Annotated in this window: 18 protein-coding genes and 1 pseudogene; 18 read left to right on the forward strand and 1 reads right to left on the reverse strand. The window is 55.4% G+C overall.

All coding sequences use genetic code 11. The features are described 5' to 3' along the window. Window positions 1-4 precede the first annotated feature (4 nt). The 4 genes from dnaK (at window position 5) to nhaR (ending at window position 5470) form a co-directional block, all read left to right on the forward strand. Window positions 5-1924, forward strand: a complete 1920-nt coding sequence (gene dnaK / locus ACB496_RS03280; protein WP_107702285.1) for a molecular chaperone DnaK — start codon at window positions 5-7, stop codon at window positions 1922-1924. An 86-nt stretch (window positions 1925-2010) separates the two neighbouring features. Then, complete coding sequence (dnaJ, locus tag ACB496_RS03285) at window positions 2011-3156, forward strand: molecular chaperone DnaJ (protein ID WP_102104565.1); 1146 nt, start codon at window positions 2011-2013, stop codon at window positions 3154-3156. 172 nt (window positions 3157-3328) lie between these two features. Continuing rightward, the gene (gene nhaA, locus ACB496_RS03290) at window positions 3329-4507 is read left to right on the forward strand and encodes a Na+/H+ antiporter NhaA (protein WP_371974423.1); all 1179 of its coding nucleotides are present in this window, start codon (window positions 3329-3331) and stop codon (window positions 4505-4507) included. Window positions 4508-4567: 60 nt separating this feature from the next. Continuing rightward, window positions 4568-5470, forward strand: a complete 903-nt coding sequence (gene nhaR, locus ACB496_RS03295; RefSeq protein WP_371974425.1) for a transcriptional activator NhaR — start codon at window positions 4568-4570, stop codon at window positions 5468-5470. A 58-nt stretch (window positions 5471-5528) separates the two neighbouring features. Here nhaR and rpsT read toward each other — a convergent pair whose 3' ends face one another. Further along, window positions 5529-5792: a 30S ribosomal protein S20 gene (rpsT, locus tag ACB496_RS03300; protein ID WP_100777693.1), complete on the reverse strand. Its 264-nt coding sequence runs from the start codon at window positions 5790-5792 to the stop codon at window positions 5529-5531. A gap of 98 nt (window positions 5793-5890) precedes the next feature. Here rpsT and ACB496_RS03305 point away from each other — a divergent pair. From ACB496_RS03305 to ACB496_RS03370, 14 genes and pseudogenes are all read left to right on the forward strand, one after another. Further along, a pseudogene (locus ACB496_RS03305) lies at window positions 5891-6112 on the forward strand (DUF2575 domain-containing protein). Between the two features lie 7 nt (window positions 6113-6119). Then, the gene (gene ribF, locus ACB496_RS03310) at window positions 6120-7058 is read left to right on the forward strand and encodes a bifunctional riboflavin kinase/FAD synthetase (RefSeq protein ID WP_102104566.1); all 939 of its coding nucleotides are present in this window, start codon (window positions 6120-6122) and stop codon (window positions 7056-7058) included. Window positions 7059-7095: 37 nt separating this feature from the next. Next, window positions 7096-9912: an isoleucine--tRNA ligase gene (gene ileS / locus ACB496_RS03315; protein ID WP_371974426.1), complete on the forward strand. Its 2817-nt coding sequence runs from the start codon at window positions 7096-7098 to the stop codon at window positions 9910-9912. Continuing rightward, a complete protein-coding gene (lspA, locus tag ACB496_RS03320; RefSeq protein ID WP_371974427.1) occupies window positions 9912-10412 on the forward strand; it encodes a signal peptidase II in 501 nt (166 codons plus the stop codon). The genes ileS and lspA overlap by 1 nt, the downstream gene beginning before the upstream one ends. 108 nt (window positions 10413-10520) lie before the next feature. Then, entirely contained in the window at window positions 10521-10991 is a 471-nt protein-coding gene (fkpB, locus tag ACB496_RS03325; protein ID WP_095280714.1) for an FKBP-type peptidyl-prolyl cis-trans isomerase, read from the forward strand. Next, complete coding sequence (gene ispH, locus ACB496_RS03330; protein ID WP_100777688.1) at window positions 10972-11922, forward strand: 4-hydroxy-3-methylbut-2-enyl diphosphate reductase; 951 nt, start codon at window positions 10972-10974, stop codon at window positions 11920-11922. Before fkpB ends, ispH begins: the two co-directional genes overlap by 20 nt. Window positions 11923-12167: 245 nt before the next feature. Then, window positions 12168-12989: a 4-hydroxy-tetrahydrodipicolinate reductase gene (gene dapB, locus ACB496_RS03335; protein WP_107702281.1), complete on the forward strand. Its 822-nt coding sequence runs from the start codon at window positions 12168-12170 to the stop codon at window positions 12987-12989. 454 nt (window positions 12990-13443) lie between these two features. Beyond that, window positions 13444-14592 (forward strand): glutamine-hydrolyzing carbamoyl-phosphate synthase small subunit, encoded by a 1149-nt coding sequence (carA, locus tag ACB496_RS03340; protein ID WP_371974428.1) that lies wholly within the window; start codon window positions 13444-13446, stop codon window positions 14590-14592. 18 nt (window positions 14593-14610) lie between these two features. Beyond that, window positions 14611-17835: a carbamoyl-phosphate synthase large subunit gene (carB, locus tag ACB496_RS03345; RefSeq protein ID WP_371974429.1), complete on the forward strand. Its 3225-nt coding sequence runs from the start codon at window positions 14611-14613 to the stop codon at window positions 17833-17835. Window positions 17836-18043: 208 nt separating this feature from the next. Continuing rightward, complete coding sequence (locus ACB496_RS03350; protein ID WP_100777684.1) at window positions 18044-18277, forward strand: YgdI/YgdR family lipoprotein; 234 nt, start codon at window positions 18044-18046, stop codon at window positions 18275-18277. A gap of 119 nt (window positions 18278-18396) precedes the next feature. After that, window positions 18397-20793, forward strand: coding sequence for a DMSO/selenate family reductase complex A subunit (locus tag ACB496_RS03355; protein WP_371974431.1), 2397 nt, complete (start codon window positions 18397-18399; stop codon window positions 20791-20793). Then, on the forward strand, window positions 20780-21409 hold the full coding sequence (locus ACB496_RS03360; protein ID WP_371974432.1) for a DMSO/selenate family reductase complex B subunit: 630 nt from the start codon (window positions 20780-20782) through the stop codon (window positions 21407-21409). Before ACB496_RS03355 ends, ACB496_RS03360 begins: the two co-directional genes overlap by 14 nt. After that, window positions 21402-22226 (forward strand): dimethyl sulfoxide reductase anchor subunit family protein, encoded by an 825-nt coding sequence (locus tag ACB496_RS03365; RefSeq protein WP_371974433.1) that lies wholly within the window; start codon window positions 21402-21404, stop codon window positions 22224-22226. Before ACB496_RS03360 ends, ACB496_RS03365 begins: the two co-directional genes overlap by 8 nt. Then, window positions 22226-23077 (forward strand): 4Fe-4S binding protein, encoded by an 852-nt coding sequence (locus ACB496_RS03370; RefSeq protein ID WP_371974435.1) that lies wholly within the window; start codon window positions 22226-22228, stop codon window positions 23075-23077. Before ACB496_RS03365 ends, ACB496_RS03370 begins: the two co-directional genes overlap by 1 nt. Window positions 23078-23168 lie beyond the last annotated feature (91 nt).

The raw sequence follows: 23168 nt of genomic DNA on the forward strand, positions 1-23168 counted from the left end.
TTAGATGGGTAAAATTATTGGTATCGACCTGGGTACTACCAACTCTTGTGTAGCGATTATGGACGGCACTACTGCACGTGTGCTGGAGAACGCCGAGGGCGATCGCACCACGCCTTCTATCATTGCTTATACCCAGGATGGTGAAACTCTGGTTGGCCAGCCGGCTAAACGTCAGGCCGTGACTAACCCGCAAAACACTCTGTTTGCGATTAAACGCCTGATTGGCCGTCGCTTCCAGGACGAAGAAGTTCAGCGTGATGAAGCCATCATGCCGTACAAAATTATCGGTGCTGACAACGGTGATGCATGGATCGACGTGAAGGGCCAGAAAATGGCACCACCGCAGATCTCTGCTGAAGTGCTGAAGAAAATGAAGAAAACGGCTGAAGATTACCTGGGTGAACCGGTAACTGAAGCGGTTATCACTGTACCTGCTTACTTCAACGATGCTCAGCGTCAGGCAACCAAAGATGCCGGTCGTATCGCAGGTCTGGAAGTCAAACGTATCATCAACGAACCAACCGCAGCTGCACTGGCTTACGGTCTGGATAAAGAAGTCGGCAACCGTACTATCGCGGTTTACGACCTCGGTGGTGGTACTTTCGATATCTCTATTATCGAAATCGACGAAGTTGACGGCGAAAAAACCTTCGAAGTTCTGGCAACCAACGGTGATACCCACCTGGGTGGTGAAGACTTCGACAGCCGTATGATCAACTACCTCGTTGACGAATTTAAGAAAGATCAGGGCATTGACCTGCGTAACGATCCGCTGGCCATGCAGCGCCTGAAAGAAGCCGCAGAAAAAGCCAAAATTGAGCTGTCTTCTGCGCAGCAGACCGACGTGAACCTGCCGTACATCACTGCAGATGCGTCTGGTCCAAAACACATGAACATCAAAGTGACTCGCGCGAAACTGGAAAGCCTGGTCGAAGACCTGGTCAACCGTTCCATCGAGCCGCTGAAAGTTGCTCTGCAGGATGCTGGTCTGTCTGTCTCTGACATTCAGGACGTTATCCTGGTAGGTGGTCAGACTCGTATGCCAATGGTTCAGAAGAAAGTTGCTGAATTCTTTGGTAAAGAGCCGCGTAAAGACGTTAACCCGGACGAAGCTGTGGCAATCGGTGCAGCGGTTCAGGGTGGCGTACTGACCGGCGAAGTGAAAGACGTTCTGCTGCTGGACGTTACCCCGCTGTCGCTGGGTATCGAAACCATGGGCGGCGTAATGACTGCGCTGATCAGCAAAAACACCACTATCCCGACCAAGCACAGCCAGGTGTTCTCTACCGCTGAAGACAACCAGTCTGCGGTAACCATCCATGTGCTGCAGGGTGAGCGTAAACGTGCTGCGGATAACAAAGATCTTGGCCAGTTTAACCTCGACGGTATCAGCCCGGCACCGCGCGGTATGCCACAGATCGAAGTCACCTTCGACATCGATGCTGACGGTATCCTGCACGTTTCCGCGAAAGACAAAAACAGCGGTAAAGAGCAGAAGATCACTATCAAGGCTTCTTCTGGTCTGAACGAAGAAGAGATCGAAAAAATGGTTCGTGAAGCAGAAGCAAATGCTGAATCTGACCGAAAATTCGAAGAGCTGGTTCAGACCCGTAACCAGGGTGACCATCTGCTGCACAGCACTCGTAAGCAGGTTGAAGAAGCAGGCGAACAGCTGCCAGCTGACGACAAAACCGCTATCGAAGCTGCACTGAGCGCGCTGGAAACTTCCCTGAAAGGTGAAGACAAAGCGGACATCGAAGCGAAAATGCAGGAGCTGGCACAGGCGTCCCAGAAGCTGATGGAAATTGCTCAGCAACAGCACGCACAGCAGCAGGCTGGCGCTGAAGCTGGTGCTTCCGCGAACAACGCGAAAGACGACGACGTTGTCGACGCTGAGTTCGAAGAAGTAAAAGACAAAAAATAATCGCCCTGATGCAGGGTAATTAATCGGCACGGGCGTAGAGGTTTCCTCTCCGCCCGTGCTCGCATGTTAAGGGGCTGAAAAAACCAATGGCAAAGCAAGACTACTACGAGATTTTAGGCGTTCCGAAAACCGCGGAAGAGCGTGAAATCAAAAAGGCGTACAAGCGCCTGGCCATGAAATTTCACCCGGACCGTAACCAGGGTGACAAAGAGGCCGAAGCCAAATTTAAAGAGATCAAAGAAGCGTATGAAATCCTGACCGACGCTCAGAAACGTGCAGCCTACGATCAGTACGGTCATGCGGCGTTTGAACAAGGCGGCATGGGCGGCGGCGGATACGGCGGTGGCTTTGGTGGCGGTGGTGCTGATTTCGGCGACATCTTTGGCGATGTTTTCGGTGATATCTTCGGCGGTGGCCGTGGTCGTCAGCGCGCAGCGCGCGGCGCGGATCTGCGCTACAACATGGATCTGACGCTGGAAGAGGCCGTACGCGGTGTCACGAAAGAGATTCGCATTCCGACGCTGGAAGAGTGTGATATCTGCCACGGCAGTGGCGCGAAAGCGGGCACCAAGCCGCAGACCTGTCCAACCTGTCACGGCTCCGGTCAGGTACAGATTCGCCAGGGCTTCTTCGCGGTGCAGCAAGCCTGTCCGCACTGTCATGGTCGCGGTACGCTGATTAAAGATCCGTGCAACAAATGTCACGGTCACGGTCGCGTTGAGAAGACCAAAACCCTGTCCGTCAAAATTCCGGCAGGCGTGGATACGGGCGATCGTATTCGTCTGTCCGGTGAAGGCGAAGCAGGCGAGCACGGCGCACCAGCGGGCGATCTGTACGTTCAGGTTCAGGTGAAGCAGCACGCCATCTTTGAGCGTGAAGGCAACAACCTGTACTGTGAAGTGCCGATCAACTTCGCGATGGCGGCGCTGGGCGGTGAGATCGAAGTGCCTACGCTCGACGGGCGCGTGAACCTGAAGGTTCCGGGCGAAACCCAGACTGGCAAGCTGTTCCGCATGCGCGGCAAAGGCGTGAAATCCGTTCGCGGCGGTGCGCAGGGTGACCTGCTGTGTCGCGTGGTCGTCGAAACGCCGGTCGGTCTGAACGACAAACAGAAACAGCTGTTGAAAGAGTTGCAGGAAAGCTTCGGCGGTCCAACGGGCGAGAATAACAGCCCGCGTTCCAAAAGCTTCTTCGATGGCGTGAAAAAATTCTTCGATGATTTGACCCGCTAATCCCTTAGCGAGTATGAATTTTTCAAAGCCCGGAAGCGATTCCGGGCTTTTTCTTTTTGTGGCGAATGACTCGGCAAAACCGAGTATATCCGCAACATTAATCTGATTTTTTCGAGCTGTTTGCCTTGGTATTATGGTTTTATCGAGGTATGGTCTTAGAGAGAGAACTAAAGTGAAACTTTTACAACGATTCTTCAGCAATGAGGCGTCCGGCGGCGTGATTTTGATTATCGCTGCACTTGCCGCCATGGTGTTGGCGAATTTGGATGCGACTCAGGGCCTGTATCGTGCATTTCTGGACACGCCCGTTGAGCTGCGCGTGGGTGCATTAGAGATCAACAAGAACATGCTGCTGTGGATTAACGACGCACTGATGGCTGTGTTCTTCCTGCTGGTGGGCCTGGAGGTTAAGCGTGAGCTGGTTCTTGGGTCGCTTAACAGCCGTCAGCGGGCAGCTTTCCCGGTTATTGCCGCGCTGGGCGGTATGGTGGTGCCTGCGCTGCTCTATCTGGTGTTTAACTACCATGACCCGGTCGCTCGCCATGGTTGGGCGATTCCGGCGGCAACAGATATTGCTTTTGCGCTGGGCGTGCTGGCGCTGCTGGGCAGTCGCGTGCCGGTGGCGTTAAAGATTTTCCTGATGGCGCTGGCGATTATCGACGACCTGGGCGCGATCGTGATTATCGCTCTGTTCTATACCAGCGAGCTGTCGGTGTTATCTCTGAGCGTGGCGGCGGGCGCTATCGCTGTGCTGGCGCTGCTGAATTTGTTTAACGTGCGCCGAACCGGGATCTACATTCTGGTGGGTGTGGTGCTATGGACCGCGGTACTGAAATCGGGCGTTCATGCGACGCTGGCGGGCGTCATCATCGGCTTCTTTGTGCCGCTGAAAGGGGATGAGAAGGGCAAATCCCCGGCCAAACAGCTGGAGCATGTCCTGCATCCCTGGGTCGCCTTTATGATCCTGCCGCTGTTTGCATTCGCGAATGCGGGCGTGTCGCTGCAGGGCGTCACCCTGAGCGGCCTGACGTCTATGCTGCCGATGGGCATCGTCGCTGGCCTGTTTATCGGTAAGCCGCTGGGGATCGGCCTGTTCTGCTGGCTGGCTCTTAAGCTGAAGTTCGCGTCATTGCCGCAGGGGACGACCTTCCGGCAAATCGCGGCGGTCGGCGTGCTGTGCGGAATTGGCTTCACGATGTCGATTTTCATCTCGACCCTGGCCTTTGCGTCATATGACCCTCAGCTCATCGTGTGGGCAAAACTCGGGATCTTGATCGGCTCGTTACTGGCCGCGTTCACGGGATACACACTGTTGAAAGTGAAGCTGTCCGGACAGGTGCAACCGGTCTAACAGTTAAAAGGGGGAGGGCAGAGGCCCTCTCCTGACAATACTCTCAGGGAGCGAAATGCTATGTCTTACATCAATTACAACCATCTGTACTATTTCTGGCATGTCTACAAAGAAGGCTCAGTGGTCGGCGCAGCAGAGGCGCTCTATCTGACGCCCCAGACCATTACCGGTCAGATAAAGGCACTCGAAGAACGCCTGCAGGGGAAGCTGTTTAAGCGTAAGGGTCGTGGTATTGAGCCGAGCGAACTGGGTGAACTGGTTTTTCGCTACGCGGATAAGATGTTCACCCTAAGCCAGGAGATGCTCGATATTGTGAACTACCGCAAAGAGTCAAACCTGTTGTTTGATGTGGGCGTTGCGGATGCGCTGTCTAAACGGCTGGTGAGCGGCGTGCTGGACGCGGCGGTGGTGGAAGATGAGCAGATCCATTTGCGCTGCTTTGAATCGACGCACGAGATGCTGCTGGAACAGCTGAGCCAGCATAAGCTGGACATCATCATCTCGGACTGCCCGATAGACTCTACTCAACAGGAAGGGCTGTTCTCGGTCAAGATTGGTGAATGCGGCGTGAGCTTCTGGTGCATCAATCCGCCGCCAGATAAACCGTTTCCCGCCTGCCTTGAGGAGCGACGCCTGCTCGTGCCGGGACGACGTTCGATGTTAGGCCGCAAGCTGCTGAACTGGTTTAACTCGCAGGGTCTGAAGATAGAGATTCTGGGAGAGTTTGATGATGCGGCGCTCATGAAAGCCTTTGGCGAAGCGCATAACGCGATCTTCGTCGCCCCAACGCTTTACGCACACGATCTGTACACCGATGACAGGGTCACAGAGATTGGGCGGGTGGACAACGTGATGGAAGAGTATCACGCGATTTTTGCCGAAAGGATGATTCAGCATCCGGCGGTGCAGCGTATCTGTAACCGCGACTACTCGGCGCTCTTTATGCCGCCAGCGTCAAAATGAGCCAATAAAAAAACCCGCATTAAGCGGGTTCTTTATAACAAGCAACAACAAGTGGCGATTAAGCCAGTTTGCTGATCTGCGCGGTCAGGTTTGCTTTATGACGCGCTGCTTTGTTTTTGTGGATCAGACCTTTAGCAGCCTGACGATCCACGATTGGTTGCATTTCGTTAAATGCGTTCTGCGCTGCAGCTTTGTCGCCAGCTTCGATTGCTGCGTATACTTTCTTGATGAAAGTACGCATCATAGAGCGACGGCTTGCATTGTGCTTACGAGCCTTTTCAGACTGAATAGCACGTTTCTTAGCTGATTTGATATTAGCCAAGTCCAACTCCCAAATATGATCTATGTGGACAATTCAAAGGCCGAGGAATATGCCCTCTATACCTTCTTTTGTCAATGGATTTGTGCAAATAAGCGCCGTTGAATGGCGACGCTACGTTACGTAGTGATGGCGCAGGATTCTACCAGCTTGTCTCAGCTGAATACAGTCTTTCGATGTAAAAAAACGCAGTAACGGGCAGATTTTTTCCCTCCGAAAGCTAAGCATCATGAAATCATTACGGCTTTCTGATTTGAGGCAACAATCGCCGGTTAACCTTAACCGCTGTACAAGGTATACTCGGGCGATTTTCACTGTTTTGAGCCTGTCATGAAGCTGATACGCGGCATACATAATCTCAGTCACGCCCCGCACGGGTGCGTACTGACCATTGGTAATTTCGACGGCGTGCATCGTGGGCATCAGGCGCTGTTGCAGGGATTGCGTAAAGAGGGCGAGGCCCGTGGGCTGCCGGTCGTGGTGATGATTTTCGAACCGCAGCCGCTGGAGCTGTTTGCCGGTGATAAAGCGCCCGCGCGTTTAACTCGCCTGCGTGAAAAATTGCGCTATCTGGCGGAATGCGGCGTGGACTACGTACTTTGCGTGCGCTTCGACCGACGTTTTGCGGCACTGACGGCGCAAAATTTTGTCGGCGATCTGCTGGTAAAACGTCTGGGCGTGCAGTTTCTCGCCGTGGGCGATGATTTCCGCTTCGGCGCTGGTCGTCAGGGCGATTTCTTGTTATTACAGAAGGCGGGTCTGGAGTATGGCTTTGATGTCACCAGCACCATGACCTTCTGCGAAGGTGGCGTGCGCGTGAGCAGCACGGCAGTGCGTATGGCCTTAGCCGACGATCAACTGGACGTGGCGGAGAACCTGTTAGGGCATCCGTTTGCCATTTCCGGGCGGGTCGTCCATGGCGATGAACTCGGTCGCACAATAGGTTTCCCGACGGCGAACGTCCCGCTGCGTCGTCAGGTTTCCCCGGTAAAAGGGGTGTATGCGGTAGAAGTCACCGGACTGGGTGATAAACCGTTGCCGGGCGTGGCCAATATCGGCACCCGTCCAACGGTAGCAGGTGTGCGTCAGCAGCTCGAAGTGCATCTGCTTGACGTTGTAATGGACCTTTACGGTCGCCATATAGATGTAATCCTGCGTAAAAAAATACGCAATGAGCAGCGATTTGCTTCGCTCGATGAGCTGAAAGCACAAATTGCGCGTGATGAGTTAACGGCCCGCGAATTTTTTGGGCTATCGAACCCGGCTTAATGCCTGAACGAGTTTTAAATACGGAACCGAGAATCTGATGAGTGACTATAAATCAACCCTGAATTTGCCGGAAACAGGGTTCCCGATGCGCGGCGATCTCGCCAAGCGTGAACCGGGAATGCTGGCGCGTTGGACCGATGATGACCTGTACGGCATCATCCGTGCAGCCAAAAAAGGCAAAAAAACCTTCATTCTGCATGATGGCCCTCCATATGCGAATGGCAGCATTCATATTGGTCACTCTGTAAACAAGATTCTGAAAGACATTATCGTGAAGTCCAAAGGACTCACCGGTTTTGACTCGCCTTACGTTCCGGGCTGGGACTGCCACGGTCTGCCGATCGAGCTGAAAGTGGAGCAGGAATACGGCAAGCCGGGTGAGAAATTCACCGCTGCCGAGTTCCGTGCAAAATGCCGCGAATACGCGGCCGCGCAGGTTGATGGCCAGCGTAAAGACTTTATCCGTCTGGGCGTGCTGGGCGACTGGTCTCGTCCATACCTGACGATGGACTTCAAAACTGAAGCCAACATCATTCGCGCTCTGGGCAAAATCATCGGTAACGGCCATCTGCATAAAGGCGCGAAGCCTGTGCATTGGTGCGTTGACTGCCGTTCTGCGCTGGCAGAGGCGGAAGTGGAATATTACGACAAAACCTCTCCGTCTATCGACGTGGCGTTCCACGCGGTAGATCAGGACGCGGTGAAAGCGAAATTCGGCGTGACCTCCGTCAACGGCCCAATTTCCCTGGTTATCTGGACCACTACCCCGTGGACCCTGCCTGCGAACCGCGCAATCTCCCTGTCTGCGGACTTCGATTACGCGCTGGTACAGGTTGAAGGCCAGGCGGTGATTCTGGCTAAAGATCTGGTTGAGAGCGTCCTGAAACGCGCAAACATCAGCGAATACACCGTGCTGGGCACCGTGAACGGCGCTGAGCTTGAGCTGATGCGCTTCAAACACCCGTTCCTCGATTTCGACGTGCCGGCCATTCTTGGCGATCACGTTACGCTGGACGCTGGTACCGGTGCGGTACACACCGCCGGTGGCCATGGCCCGGATGACTACAACATCAGCCTGAAATACGGTCTGGAAATCGCCAACCCGGTTGGGCCAGACGGCACATACCTGCCAGGCACCTACCCGGCGCTGGACGGTATCAACGTCTTTAAAGCGAACGACATCATTGTCGACATGCTGCGCACCAGCGGTGCCCTGCTGCACGTTGAGAAGATGCAGCACAGCTATCCGTGCTGCTGGCGTCACAAGTCGCCAATCATCTTCCGTGCGACCCCGCAGTGGTTCATCAGCATGGATCAGAAAGGCCTGCGCGAGCAGTCTCTGAAAGAGATCAAAGGCGTGCAGTGGATCCCGGACTGGGGCCAGGCGCGTATCGAATCCATGGTCGCTAACCGTCCTGACTGGTGTATCTCCCGTCAGCGTACCTGGGGCGTGCCGATGTCCCTGTTCGTTCACAAAGAGACGCAGGAGCTGCACCCTCGCTCGCTGGAGCTGATGGAAGAAGTCGCCAAACGCGTTGAAGTGGATGGCATCCAGGCGTGGTGGGATCTGGACTCGAAAGAGATCCTGGGCGACGACGCGGCCAACTACGAGAAAGTACCAGACACCCTCGACGTATGGTTCGACTCCGGCTCTACCCACTCTTCTGTAGTGGATGTGCGTCCTGAGTTCTATGGCCATGCGGCGGATATGTACCTGGAAGGTTCTGACCAACACCGCGGCTGGTTCATGTCATCTCTGATGATCTCCACCGCGATGAAAGGTAAAGCGCCATACCGTCAGGTTCTGACGCACGGCTTTACCGTGGATGGCCAGGGACGCAAGATGTCCAAATCCATCGGTAACACCGTTTCTCCGCAGGATGTGATGAACAAACTGGGCGCGGACATTCTGCGTCTGTGGGTGGCCTCTACGGACTACACCGGCGAAATGGCGGTTTCCGATGAGATCCTCAAACGTGCTGCCGACAGCTATCGTCGTATCCGTAACACCGCGCGCTTCCTGCTCGCTAACCTGAACGGTTTCGACCCGGTCAAAGACATGGTGAAACCGGAAGAGATGGTCGTGCTGGATCGTTGGGCTGTGGGCTGCGCGCAAGCGGCGCAGGACGACATCCTGAAAGCCTACGAGTCTTACGACTTCCACGAAGTGGTGCAGCGCCTGATGCGTTTCTGCTCCATCGAGATGGGCTCGTTCTATCTCGACATCATTAAAGACCGTCAGTACACCGCGAAAGCAGACAGCGTGGCGCGTCGCAGCTGCCAGACTGCGCTGTATCACATCGCAGAAGCACTGGTTCGCTGGATGGCACCGATCATGTCCTTCACCGCAGACGAAATCTGGGGCTACCTGCCAGGCGACCGCGAGAAGTACGTCTTCACCGGCGAATGGTACACCGGCCTGTTTGGTCTGGCTGAGACTGAAGCCATGAACGATACCTTCTGGGACGAGCTGCTGAAAGTGCGTGGCGAAGTGAACAAGGTTATCGAACAGGCGCGTGCTGACAAGAAAGTCGGTGGCTCTCTGGAAGCGGCAGTGACCCTGTACGCTGAACCTGAGCTGGCGGCGAAACTGACGGCGCTGGGCGATGAATTGCGATTTGTCCTGTTGACCTCAGGTGCCAGCGTTGCCGATTATGCACAGGCGACTGCCGATGCCCAGCAGAGCGAGCTGCTCAAAGGGCTGAAAGTGGCGCTGAGCAAAGCCGAAGGTGAGAAATGTCCGCGCTGCTGGCATTACACCAACGATATTGGCCAGGTGGCGGAACACGCAGATATCTGTGGACGCTGTGTCAGCAACATCGCCGGTGATGGCGAAAAACGTAAGTTTGCCTGATGAGTAAATGTCTCTGTGCAACAGGACTGCGCTGGCTGTGGCTGGTCGTCGTCGTACTGATTATTGATCTGGGCAGCAAGTTCCTGATCCTCCAGAACTTTGCTCTGGGGGATACGGTTCCGCTGTTCTCGTCACTTAATCTGCATTACGCGCGCAACTACGGCGCGGCGTTCAGCTTCCTCGCCGACAGCGGCGGTTGGCAGCGCTGGTTCTTCGCAGGTATCGCTATCGGTATCTGCGTGATCCTCGCGGTGCTAATGTATCGTTCAAAAGCGACGCAGAAGCTGACCAACATCGCCTACGCGCTGATCATTGGCGGTGCGCTGGGTAACCTGTTTGACCGTCTGTGGCACGGCTTTGTGGTCGATATGATCGACTTCTACGTCGGTGACTGGCACTTCGCTACTTTCAACCTGGCCGATAGCGCAATTTGCATCGGCGCCGCGTTGATTGTGCTGGAAGGTTTCTTGCCTAAACCCGCAGCGAAAGAGCAGGCGTAAATGTAAAGGCCGGGTGTGACCCGGCCTACAGAATATGTGCCTCACGTAAGCCCGGAAGCCAGGCGCCACCGGGCAAACCGTTGAGGCAAAACAAGCGAGCAAATCGGCATGTCAAAATCCATACAGAGCAATAGCGCGGTGCTGGTCCATTTCACGCTGAAACTGGACGACGGTTCCACTGCGGAATCGACCCGCAATAACGGCAAACCTGCGCTGTTCCGCCTGGGTGACACCTCTCTTTCGGAAGGTCTGGAGCAGCAGTTGCTTGGGCTGAAAGAGGGGGAGAAAAAAGCCTTCTCTCTCGAGCCTGATGCGGCGTTTGGCGTGCCAACCCCGGATCTGATCCAGTATTTCTCGCGCCGTGAATTCATGGACGCGGGCGAGCCGGAAATCGGCGCGATTATGCTCTTTACCGCTATGGACGGCAGTGAAATGCCTGGCGTGATCCGCGAAATTAATGGCGATTCCATCACCGTTGATTTCAACCATCCGCTGGCCGGGCGTACCGTCCATTTTGATGTTGAAGTGCTGGAGATCGACCCGGCGCTGGAGGAAGTAAATGCAGATCCTGTTGGCTAACCCGCGCGGTTTTTGTGCCGGAGTAGACCGCGCTATCAGCATTGTTGAAAACGCGCTGGAAATTTACGGCGCGCCGATTTATGTCCGTCACGAAGTGGTCCACAACCGCTATGTGGTAGACAGCCTGCGCGAGCGCGGCGCAATCTTTATCGAGCAGATCAGTGAAGTGCCTGACGGCGCGATCCTGATCTTCTCGGCGCACGGCGTCTCGCAGGCGGTGCGTAACGAAGCGAAAAGTCGTGACCTGACGGTCTTCGACGCCACCTGTCCGTTGGTGACCAAAGTGCATATGGAAGTCGCCCGCGCCAGCCGTCGTGGTGAAGAGTCGATTCTGATTGGCCACGCCGGCCACCCGGAAGTGGAAGGCACGATGGGCCAGTACAGCAACCCGGAAGGGGGAATGTACCTGGTTGAGTCGCCGGACGATGTGCTGTCGCTGGAAGTGAAAAACGAAGCGCGCCTGTCGTTCATGACCCAGACGACGCTCTCGGTAGACGACACCTCTGATGTGATCGACGCCCTGCGCAGTCGGTTCCCGAAAATCGTAGGGCCGCGCAAAGATGACATCTGCTACGCCACCACCAATCGTCAGGAAGCGGTGCGCGCGCTGGCCGAGCAGGCGGATGTGGTGCTGGTGGTCGGTTCCAAAAACTCTTCCAACTCCAACCGTCTGGCCGAACTGGCGCAGCGTATGGGGAAAACCGCGTTTCTGATTGACGACGCCACGGACATTCAGGAAGCGTGGGTCAAAAACGCAGCCTGTGTCGGCGTGACCGCCGGTGCCTCCGCGCCGGACATTCTGGTGCAAAACGTGATTAAGCGTTTGCAGGAGCTGGGCGGCGGCGAAGCGGTGCCGCTGGAAGGTCGCGAAGAGAATATCGTCTTTGAAGTGCCGAAAGAGCTGCGCATCGACGCGAAAGAAGTCGAATAATCCTCTCTGTTTTGAAAATGCCGGTCCCGAAAGAGACCGGCATTTTTTTGTCTGATTCCCTGTGATGAACCGACAGTTCCTCTCCTGGCGTGAATCATGCGGTTTTCGCTGATCCTCATGTCTTTTACTGATACTGCCGCCTGTTTATCATAAAATTCTAATTATCGGCGTTTTAAGATAGCGGCTTCGTCACAGGCTGGTTAATCTGAAAACGATTTACATACTTTTAACGTAAGAGAATAACTATGCATGATGCACAGGTGCGTGTCGCGATAGCGGGCGCGGGTGGCCGTATGGGCCGTCAGCTAATTCAGGCAGCGCTGCAGTTAGACGGCGTTGCGCTTGGCGCGGCGCTGGAGCGCGACGGCTCCTCGCTTCTTGGAACGGATGCGGGTGAACTGGCGGGTGTGGGCAAGACGGGCGTAACCGTGCAAAGCAGTCTGGATGCGGTGAAAGACGATTTTGACGTGTTCATCGATTTCACGCGCCCGGAAGGGACGCTGCACCATCTGGCCTTTTGCCGTCAGCACGGTAAAGGAATGGTCATCGGCACCACCGGTTTTGACGACGCGGGCAAACAGGCGATCAAAGACGCTTCTCAGGAGATTGCGATTGTCTTCGCCGCTAACTTTAGCGTGGGTGTCAACGTCATGCTCAAGCTGCTGGAGAAAGCCGCGAAAGTGATGGGCGACTACACGGATATCGAAATTATCGAAGCGCACCACCGCCACAAAGTGGATGCCCCATCCGGTACGGCGCTGGCGATGGGCGAAGCGATTGCTTATGCACTTGATAAGGATTTAAAGGACTGCGCGGTCTATTCTCGCGAAGGGCATACGGGCGAGCGTGTTCCGGGCACGATTGGGTTTGCTACGGTGCGAGCGGGGGATATCGTCGGCGAACATACGGCAATCTTCGCCGATATCGGTGAGCGCGTGGAGATTACTCATAAAGCATCCAGCCGCATGACCTTTGCCAACGGTGCCGTGCGCTCGGCATTGTGGCTCAAAAATTTAGATAATGGTCTTTTTGACATGCGAGATGTGCTTAATCTTAACGATTTATAAGTGTTATTACCCATCGTGATGTGGTTATTGCAGTCTTAATTGATTGATTGCACAGGGCAATATTTTATTGCCCTTTTATTTTTCCTGTTTGAAGTGGATTTCGTAATATTGTTGAGTAAAGTTACAGTTATCTCGCTTTTTTGTGTTATCGCACTGTAAATTTTGACCATTTGGTCTGGTTTTTGTTGTGCTCCTCCATCAAATCTCACTAAACTCAGCGTACAAACGTTTTCTAACGTGATTTTGTTGATCTTTTTATGGCTTAAACTCCGTTAAGCGCCAAAGCTGCGTAAAATAATAAACAAAAAAGCCATTTTGAGTTGACTTTACCCCTCTAAATCCCCAGAATGCCGCCGTTTGCCGAAAATCCGCGGGAAACAAATTTGCATTGATTCATAGCGCCGTTGTGAATTAATATGCAGATAAAGTGAGTGAATATTCTCTGGAGGGTGTTTTGATTAAGTCAGCGCTATTGGTTCTGGAAGACGGAACCCAGTTTATCGGTCGGGCCATAGGGGCAACAGGTTCGGCGGTTGGGGAAGTCGTTTTCAATACTTCAATGACCGGTTATCAAGAAATCCTCACTGATCCTTCCTATTCCCGCCAAATCGTCACCCTTACTTATCCTCATATTGGTAATGTCGGCACCAACGAAGCCGATGCAGAATCCTCTCAGGTTCACGCGCAAGGTCTGATTATTCGCGACCTGCCGCTGATTGCCAGCAACTACCGCAATACTGAAGACCTCTCTTCTTACCTGAAGCGTCACAACATCGTGGCGATTGCCGATATCGATACCCGTAAGCTGACCCGTTTGCTGCGCGAGAAGGGCGCACAGAACGGCTGCATCATCGCAGGCGACAACCTGGATGCGGCACTGGCGCAGGAAAAAGCGAAAGCCTTCCCTGGCCTGAACGGAATGGATCTGGCGAAAGAAGTGACCACAGCGGAACCCTACAGCTGGACCCAGGGGAGCTGGACGCTGGCAGGTGAACTGCCAGAAGCGAAAAAAGAAGACGAGCTGCCGTTCCACGTGGTGGCTTACGACTACGGCGCGAAGCGCAACATCCTGCGCATGCTGGTGGATCGCGGCTGCCGCCTGACAGTCGTTCCGGCGAAAACCCCGGCCGAAGACGTGCTGGCGATGAACCCGGATGGCATCTTCCTCTCCAACGGCCCGGGTGACCCGGCACCGTGTGATTACGCGATTGAAGCGATTAAACGCTTTCTCGAAACCGATATTCCGGTATTTGGCATCTGCCTCGGCCATCAGCTGCTGGCGCTGGCGAGCGGTGCGAAAACCATCAAGATGAAGTTTGGCCACCACGGTGGAAACCACCCGGTGAAAGATATCGACAACAACACGGTGATGATTACCGCGCAAAACCACGGTTTTGCGGTGGATGAGGCGTCAATGCCTGCCAACCTGCGCGTCACCCACAAGTCGCTGTTCGACCATACCCTGCAGGGTATCCATCGCACCGACAAACCGGCGTTCAGCTTCCAGGGTCACCCGGAAGCCAGCCCAGGCCCGCACGATGCCGCGCCGCTGTTCGATCACTTCATCGAACTTATCGAGCAATACCGTCAGACCGCTAAATAATCAGGAGCCGAGAACACCATGCCAAAACGTACAGATATAAAAAGCATCCTGATCCTTGGCGCTGGCCCGATTGTCATCGGCCAGGCCTGCGAATTCGACTACTCCGGCGCACAGGCGTGTAAAGCCCTGCGCGAAGAGGGTTACCGCGTAATCCTGGTGAACTCTAACCCAGCCACCATCATGACCGACCCGGAAATGGCCGATGCGACCTACATCGAGCCGATTCACTGGGAAGTGGTGCGCAAAATCATCGAAAAAGAGCGTCCGGACGCCGTACTGCCAACCATGGGCGGCCAGACCGCCCTGAACTGTGCGCTGGAACTGGAACGTCAGGGCGTGCTGACGGAATTCGGTGTGACCATGATTGGTGCCACCGCCGACGCGATTGATAAAGCTGAAGACCGCCGCCGTTTCGACGTGGCGATGAAAAAAATCGGCCTCGACACCGCGCGCTCCGGCATCGCACACACCATGGAAGAAGCGCTGGCGGTTGCCGCTGACGTGGGCTATCCGTGCATCATCCGTCCGTCCTTCACCATGGGCGGCACCGGCGGCGGTATCGCTTACAACCGCGAAGAGTTTGAAGAGATTTGCGAACGCGGTCTGGATCTGTCCCCAACCAAAGAGCTGCTGATTGATGAGTCGCTGATTGGCTGGAAAGAGTACGAGATGGAAGTGGTGCGTGATAAAAACGACAACTGCATCATCGTCTGCTCAATCGAAAACTTCGATGCGATGGGCATCCACACCGGTGACTCCATCACCGTTGCGCCAGCCCAGACGCTGACCGACAAAGAGTATCAAATCATGCGTAACGCCTCGATGGCGGTACTGCGTGAAATCGGCGTCGAAACCGGCGGTTCTAACGTGCAGTTCTCCGTGAACCCGAAAAACGGTCGCCTGATTGTTATCGAAATGAACCCGCGCGTTTCACGCTCCTCGGCGCTGGCATCGAAAGCGACCGGCTTCCCGATTGCGAAAGTGGCGGCGAAACTGGCGGTAGGTTACACCCTCGACGAGCTGATGAACGACATCACCGGTGGCCGCACTCCTGCGTCGTTTGAGCCGTCTATCGACTATGTTGTGACCAAAATTCCTCGCTTTAACTTCGAGAAATTCGCGGGCGCAAACGACCGTCTGACGACCCAGATGAAATCCGTCGGCGAAGTGATGGCGATTGGCCGCACTCAGCAGGAATCTCTGCAGAAAGCGCTGCGTGGCCTGGAAGTGGGCGCAATGGGCTTCGACCCGAAAGTGAGCCTCGATGACCCGGAAGCGCTGACCAAAATTCGTCGCGAACTGAAAGACGCAGGCGCTGAGCGTATCTGGTACATCGCCGATGCGTTCCGCGCGGGCCTCTCCGTGGATGGCGTCTTCAACCTGACCAACATCGACCGCTGGTTCCTGGTGCAAATTGAAGAGCTGGTGCGACTGGAAGAGAAAGTGGCTGAGATGGGCATCACCGGTCTTGACGCGGACTTCCTGCGTATGCTGAAGCGTAAAGGCTTTGCCGATGCGCGTCTGGCTAAACTGGCGGGCGTGCGTGAATCCGAAATCCGCAAGCTGCGTGACCAGTACAACCTGCACCCGGTCTACAAACGCGTGGACACCTGCGCCGCTGAGTTCGCAACTGACACCGCCTACATGTACTCCACTTATGAAGATGAGTGCGAAGCGAATCCGTCCGTAGACCGCGACAAAATCATGGTGCTGGGCGGCGGTCCAAACCGTATCGGCCAGGGCATCGAGTTTGACTACTGCTGCGTACACGCCTCTCTGGCGCTGCGTGAAGACGGTTACGAGACCATCATGGTCAACTGTAACCCGGAAACGGTATCGACCGACTACGACACCTCTGACCGCCTCTATTTCGAGCCGGTGACCCTGGAAGACGTGCTGGAAATCGTGCGCATCGAGAAGCCGAAGGGCGTAATCGTGCAGTACGGCGGCCAGACCCCGTTGAAACTGGCGCGCGCGCTGGAAGCGGCAGGCGTACCGGTTATCGGCACCAGCCCGGATGCGATTGACCGCGCAGAAGACCGCGAGCGTTTCCAGCAGGCGGTTGACCGTCTGAAGCTGAAACAACCGGCCAACGCCACCGTCACTGCGATTGAGATGGCCGTTGAGAAAGCGAAAGAGATTGGTTATCCGCTGGTGGTGCGCCCGTCCTACGTGCTGGGTGGCCGTGCGATGGAAATCGTCTACGACGAAGCCGACCTGCGTCGCTACTTCCAGACGGCGGTGAGCGTCTCTAACGATGCACCAGTGCTGCTCGACCGTTTCCTCGACGACGCGGTAGAAGTGGACGTGGATGCCATCTGCGACGGCGAAATGGTGCTGATTGGTGGCATCATGGAGCACATCGAACAGGCAGGCGTACACTCCGGTGACTCCGCATGTTCCCTGCCAGCCTACACCCTGAGCCAGGAAATTCAGGATGTGATGCGCCAGCAGGTGCAGAAACTGGCCTTCGAGCTGCAGGTGCGCGGTTTGATGAACGTCCAGTTCGCGGTGAAAGATAACGAAGTTTACCTGATTGAAGTTAACCCGCGTGCGGCACGTACCGTACCGTTCGTCTCCAAAGCCACCGGTATCCCGCTGGCGAAAGTGGCGGCGCGCGTGATGGCGGGCCAGACGCTGACCCAGCAGGGCGTGACCAAAGAGATCATCCCACCGTACTACTCGGTGAAAGAGGTAGTGCTGCCGTTCAACAAATTCCCGGGCGTTGACCCGCTGTTAGGGCCAGAAATGCGCTCCACCGGTGAAGTTATGGGTGTGGGGCGTACCTTCGCAGAAGCCTTCGCTAAGGCGCAGCTGGGCAGCAGCTCAACCATGAGAAAGCAGGGCCGCGCGCTGCTCTCCGTGCGTGAAGGGGATAAAGAACGTGTAGTAGACCTGGCCGCGAAACTGCTGAAACAGGGCTTTGAACTGGATGCCACCCACGGTACGGCTATCGTACTGGGGGAGGCCGGTATCAACCCGCGTCTGGTCAACAAGGTGCATGAAGGTCGTCCGCACATTCAGGACCGTATCAAGAATGGCGAGTACACCTACATCATCAACACCACCGCAGGTCGTCAGGCGATTGAAGACTCCAAGCTGATTCGCCGCAGCGCACTGCAGTACAAAGTGCATTACGACACCACCCTGAACGGCGGTTTCGCGACAGCCATGGCGCTGAACGCGGATGCCACCGAGAAAGTGATTTCGGTGCAGGAAATGCACGCGCAGATTAATAAGTAACGGTGTTGCAGGCCGGGTAAGGCGAAGCTGCCACCCGGCACGTTTTTGTTCGCGCAAGCCTCTGGCGGGTGGCGTTTCGCTTACCCGCCTACAACAAACGCCTCTTCGTTCCACTTCAGAGTCTTCTGGTTTTCCATCTCTCTTCAGTCAGTTAGCCTAAAATGGTTAGGTCGATAATTAAATTCAACTGAAAAGCAGGGAGAACACCATGCGAAATAAACTTCTGGCCACCTCAATTTTTGCTGCCGCAGCTCTCTTCACCGTTGCTGGTTGTTCATCTAACCAGGCAGTGGAAACCACGGATGGCAGAACCATCGTCACCGACGGTAAACCACAGGTCGATGACGATACCGGTCTGGTTTCCTATAAAAATGCACAAACCGGAAAAACCGAGCAAATTAACCGCGATCAGGTGAAGAACATGAGTGAATTAGATAACTAATTCTCATTCATTTTTTTTCTTACAGCGGCGCCTCGCCGCTGTATCTAATCCTTGACGAATATCAACCGTAATCCTTAGGAGGTAAGCGAGAATCACGCTCTGAAAAATGGAGAGTGATTATGGAAGAACATCAAAAAGCACCAGATAAGCAAGGTTTAGAAATTTCACGGCGTAACGTCCTCAAATCGGGTTCTTTACTCCTGACCCTTCCTTTTGTATCCCGCACTGCACGTTCCGCTGATGTCGCAGACACGACTGCCGTCATGCCGGACTCACCGTCGATGGAAAAAGTGGTCGCAACCTGCAGCACCTTCGACTGCGGCGGAAAATGTGATATTCGCGCTCATGTTTCAGAGGGCGTTGTCACACGAATCACCACTCGCCCCGATAACGAACTCGATCCTGATATGCCGATTATGCGCGCCTGCGTGCGTGGCCGTGGATACCGTAAATTCGTCTATCATCCCGACCGTCTCAAATACCCGATGAAGCGCGTGGGCAAGCGCGGGGAAGGGAAGTTCGAACGCATCTCCTGGGATGAAGCCACGACGATGATTGCGGATAACCTCACGCGGATCACGGCGAAATATGGCCCGGCGTCGCGGTTTATGCATAACAATACCGCCACCAGCGGCGGGGCGTTTTCCGGCGACGGGATGATGAAACGCCTGCTGAATCTGACCGGCGGGTATCTCTCGTACTACCACTCCGTCAGCCTCGGAAATACCGTGGCGGCCACGCCGTACACTTACGGCATCGCGGCCAGCGGAAACTCCCTCGATACCCTGAAAGACACCCCGCTGGTGATCCTCTGGGGGCACAATCCTACCGAGACGATTTTTGGTCACACCAACCACTATTTCCAACAGATGAAGCAAAACGGCACCCGCTTCATCGTGGTTGATCCGCGGTATTCTGACACCACGTCGTCGCTGGCGGATGAGTGGATCCCACTGTTGCCGACGACCGACAATGCGCTGATGGATGCGATGATGTACGTCATTATCAGCGAGGATCTGCACGACAAAAACTTTATCGCCCGTCACACGCTCGGCTTTGACGAGGATTCGATGCCAGAGGGCGTTCCGGCGAATGAGTCGCTGATGGCTTATCTGATGGGGAAAAAAGACGGCGTGGTGAAGACCCCCGAATGGGCCGAGAAAATCACCCACGTTCCCGCGCAGACGATTCGCCAGCTGGCGCGCGATTACGCCACCACCAAACCCGCTGCGCTGATTCAGGGCTGGGGTCCGCAACGACATAACTGCGGTGAACGTACCGCCAGAGGCTCCACGCTGCTAGCCACGCTGACCGGCAATGTCGGCGTAATGGGCGGCTGGGCCGCGGGCTACGGCGGATGTGCCAACCGAAAATTCACTACCGGAACCGAAACGCTGGAGAACCCTGTTAAAGCGAGTATCTCCATCATGAACTGGGTCCAGGCGGCAGAAGATGCCAGTAAAGTCAGCCCGGACGATGGCCTGAAAGGGGCCGAGAAACTCAGCAGCAACATCCGCATCCTGTTCTCGCTGGCAGGTAACTATCTGGCGAACCAAAACCCGGACGTTAACCAGACGGTGAAAGTGCTTGAGGACGAATCGAAAATCGAGTTTATCGTCGTCAGCGATCTCTACATGAGCCCCAGCGCGAAATATGCCGACCTGCTTTTGCCAGAAACCAGCTTTATGGAGCGCTGGAATATCGGTGAAACCTGGGGGACGGCAAATTATCTGGTGCTATCAGAAAAGCTCATCGATCCGGAGTTTGAGCGCCGTAGCGACTATGAGTGGCAGCGCGAAGTAGCGGCAAAACTTGGCGTGGAAGCGGAGTTCAGTCAGGGCCGGGATGAAAAACAGTGGATCGAGCACATCTGGGAAAACACCCGGCTGTCGATGCCGGATGAACATCTTCCGACCTTTGAACAACTGCAGGTCCAGCGCCGTCATCTGTTTAAGAGCGCCCCATGGGTGGCCTTTGAGGAGAATATCCGCGATCCGGATAACCATCCTTTCCCGACGCCGTCCGGCAAGATCGAAATTTTTTCGAAGCGGTTGTATGACATGCAGCATCCGGAAATTCCGGCGCTTTCCCACTATGTGCCCGCGCACGAAGGGCCGGAAGATCCTTTAGCGAAGCAGTTCCCTTTGCAGCTCATTACCTGGAAAGGCAAAAACCGGGCGAACTCAACTCAGTACGCTAACCCCTGGCTGCAGGAGGTGCAGACACAAAAACTGTGGATTAACCCACGGGATGCTGAGTCGCGCGGGATCGTGCATGGCGACAAGGTGCGCATTCATAACGCACGCGGCGTGAGCCTGGTAGAGGCGGAAGTGACGCCGCGTATTATCCCAGGCGTCGTCGCTATGCAGGCAGGCGCCTGGTGGCAGCCCGATGCGCAAGGGATCGATCATGGCGGATGTGCCAACGTACTTAGCTCGTCGCGAATTACGGCGCTGGCGAAAGGGAATTCTCATCAAACCATGCTGGTGGAGGTAGCGAAGCATGAGTCAGTTTAAGGACTTTGCGCCCGTGAGCGATAAGCAGCTCGGGTTCTTTATCGATTCTTCACGCTGTTCCGGCTGCAAGGCCTGCCAGGTCGCGTGCAAAGATAAAAATAATCTGGACGTGGGGCGCCGTTTTCGCCGGGTTTACGAAGTGACTGGCGGCGGTTTTATGCCTACGGGGCAGGGAGGCATGCAGAATAATGTCTTCGCGTACACGCTCTCTATCTCCTGCAATCATTGCGCAGATCCTGTCTGTACGAAAAATTGCCCAACCACCGCGATGCACAAACGGCCTGGCGACGGCATTGTCAGGGTGAACACGGATAAATGCGTGGGCTGCGGATACTGCGCATGGTCCTGTCCTTACGGCGCGCCGCAGCTGAATGAGCAGACCGGACAAATGTCGAAGTGCGATTTTTGTGTGGATCTGCAGGCGCAGGGCGAGCAGCCGATCTGCGTTGCAACCTGCCCGCTGGGGGCAATTCAGTTTGGCCCGATTGAGGAATTACGCAAAAAATATGGCGACCTTTGCGATGTGAAGGGATTGCCTGATTCGGCGATCACGCAGCCAAACCTGGTGATCAAAGCGCATCAGGGTGCGGAGAAAAAGGAGAATCCTCATGCATGAGTGGCCGCTATTAATGTTTACCCTGCTGCTGCAGGGGGCCGTCGGGCTGACGCTGTTTGTGAGCTTAAACCTGTGCACTGGCACAACGCAGAGCTATTCCGCACGAATGCCAACGGAACGCACGCGTATGCCGGTCTTTATCGTCTGCGTAATGGCCGGACTTGGCCTGCTGGCATCGGTATTCCATCTGGGGTATCCGCTTAACGCCTTCAATGCGCTGCGCCATTTCAGTAGTTCGTGGCTAAGCCGGGAAATCGTGTTTGCCAGCCTGTTCCTGGCCGTCGCCGGATTGGGTTTTTTGGCCTCGCTGATGAACGGTGCGCTGTGGAAAGTGCTGATGCCGTTGGCGCTGCTGGCAGGGCTGGTTGATGTGTTTTGCATGAGCCAAATCTACATGCATACCTCGGTGATCACCTGGATGCATGCCAACACCCTGGTCATGTTCTATGGCTCGGTCGTTATTGTCGGTGCGGTGGTGGCGAGTGTGGTGCTGCCTTTACGTAATAGCTCCCTGACACGCTGGATGATGGGGTTGGTCGTGGCCGCCGTGCTGGTTCGGTTGCTGACGCAAATGCCTTACCTGTCGTGGCTGGCCAGAGCCAGTCTGACTGACGCGCTGACGTTCCCGCATCAGCCGCTGGAGGCGTTTCAGGCAACCGCACAGCTGCGTTTATGGGGCTGGAGCCTTTCTGTCGTCGGCATGCTGGCCTTTGCATATGGCGCACTTGGCCGTCGCCAGGTGTGGCTGTATGTGGGGGGCGTGTTACTGCTGGTAGCAGAAGTCCTGCTGCGCTTTGCGTTCTTTAGCATTCACTGATGTTTCGTTTTGCTTTCGCTGACTCCCCACCGCCTCCTGCGGTGGGCGAGTCATGTTTACGCCGCTCGCTTCGACGTGCAACCTGCCGTGCCTGCGTTGACACCTGTCCCGCAGGTGCGCTGAGTATCACCCGTGAGGGCGCGGCGCTGAACCAAGATCTTTGCCTTGGCTGTGGGCGCTGTCTGTTTGTCTGCCCCGTGGAGGCCATTGCGCACCTGGAGCCGCCCCGAAGACACCTCAGCGCGCAACGCTTAATCGCACCTTTCACATCCATTGCACCGGAAATCAATGAACTGTTGCTGTGGCATGTCCAGCATCATATTCGTGGCGTCGAAATCGATCTGGATGAACATCCTCACTGGGGCGTTGCTATCGCGGCGCTCAATTTAAAACTGCGCGAGCTGGATGAGCCAACCTGGCAAATTTATCCGCCGGAGCACGCGTCGCTCAATCGTGGACGCCGCCGTTTGTCTGGTCTGGAGAAGGGCGTTTCGGTTGCGTTGGAGCCGCTTTCAAAGGCATTTCCGCAGTATCATCAGTTTGCGCTGCACCTCGACACTGAAACGTGTGTGGCCTGCGCGGCGTGCAGCCGGGTCTGTTCCCCAAAAGCCGTCGTGCTCAAGGCGGGTTCCTTTACCCTCGATGCCCGGCAGTGTCACGGCTGTAAAGCGTGCGAGGCGGTCTGTCCTGTCGAAGCCATTTCCATCGCGCCTGCGACGGGGAGGGCGGATCCTGTCGTTCACGCTCTGTTTGAGACGTCATGCCCGGCGTGCTCCCGCCCATTTTATGCCTGGCACCCGCAGGCGTCGCTGTGTCCGATTTGCCGCAAGCATCATCACGGAATGCGGTGACGCCCCTGTCATATTAACCGGGCTTATGTATCTCGTTTTTGTTTTACCGCCAATGGGATATGCTTGATCAGATGTTCCTCTCGTTAAGAGC

The organism is Lelliottia nimipressuralis, assembly GCF_041464075.1.
Taxonomy (GTDB): Bacteria; Pseudomonadota; Gammaproteobacteria; order Enterobacterales; family Enterobacteriaceae; genus Enterobacter; species Enterobacter nimipressuralis.

What these genes read in the sequence shown, in the direction of transcription:
- dnaK (WP_107702285.1), top strand. Translation starts at nt 5, where the DNA reads ATGGGTAAAATTATTGGTATCGACCTGGGTACTACCAACTCTTGTGTA.
- dnaJ (WP_102104565.1), top strand. Translation starts at nt 2,011, where the DNA reads ATGGCAAAGCAAGACTACTACGAGATTTTAGGCGTTCCGAAAACCGCG.
- nhaR (WP_371974425.1), top strand. Translation starts at nt 4,568, where the DNA reads ATGTCTTACATCAATTACAACCATCTGTACTATTTCTGGCATGTCTAC.
- ribF (WP_102104566.1), top strand. Translation starts at nt 6,120, where the DNA reads ATGAAGCTGATACGCGGCATACATAATCTCAGTCACGCCCCGCACGGG.
- ileS (WP_371974426.1), top strand. Translation starts at nt 7,096, where the DNA reads ATGAGTGACTATAAATCAACCCTGAATTTGCCGGAAACAGGGTTCCCG.
- lspA (WP_371974427.1), top strand. Translation starts at nt 9,912, where the DNA reads ATGAGTAAATGTCTCTGTGCAACAGGACTGCGCTGGCTGTGGCTGGTC.
- fkpB (WP_095280714.1), top strand. Translation starts at nt 10,521, where the DNA reads ATGTCAAAATCCATACAGAGCAATAGCGCGGTGCTGGTCCATTTCACG.
- ispH (WP_100777688.1), top strand. Translation starts at nt 10,972, where the DNA reads ATGCAGATCCTGTTGGCTAACCCGCGCGGTTTTTGTGCCGGAGTAGAC.
- dapB (WP_107702281.1), top strand. Translation starts at nt 12,168, where the DNA reads ATGCATGATGCACAGGTGCGTGTCGCGATAGCGGGCGCGGGTGGCCGT.
- carB (WP_371974429.1), top strand. Translation starts at nt 14,611, where the DNA reads ATGCCAAAACGTACAGATATAAAAAGCATCCTGATCCTTGGCGCTGGC.
- ACB496_RS03350 (WP_100777684.1), top strand. Translation starts at nt 18,044, where the DNA reads ATGCGAAATAAACTTCTGGCCACCTCAATTTTTGCTGCCGCAGCTCTC.
- ACB496_RS03355 (WP_371974431.1), top strand. Translation starts at nt 18,397, where the DNA reads ATGGAAGAACATCAAAAAGCACCAGATAAGCAAGGTTTAGAAATTTCA.
- ACB496_RS03360 (WP_371974432.1), top strand. Translation starts at nt 20,780, where the DNA reads ATGAGTCAGTTTAAGGACTTTGCGCCCGTGAGCGATAAGCAGCTCGGG.
- ACB496_RS03365 (WP_371974433.1), top strand. Translation starts at nt 21,402, where the DNA reads ATGCATGAGTGGCCGCTATTAATGTTTACCCTGCTGCTGCAGGGGGCC.
- ACB496_RS03370 (WP_371974435.1), top strand. Translation starts at nt 22,226, where the DNA reads ATGTTTCGTTTTGCTTTCGCTGACTCCCCACCGCCTCCTGCGGTGGGC.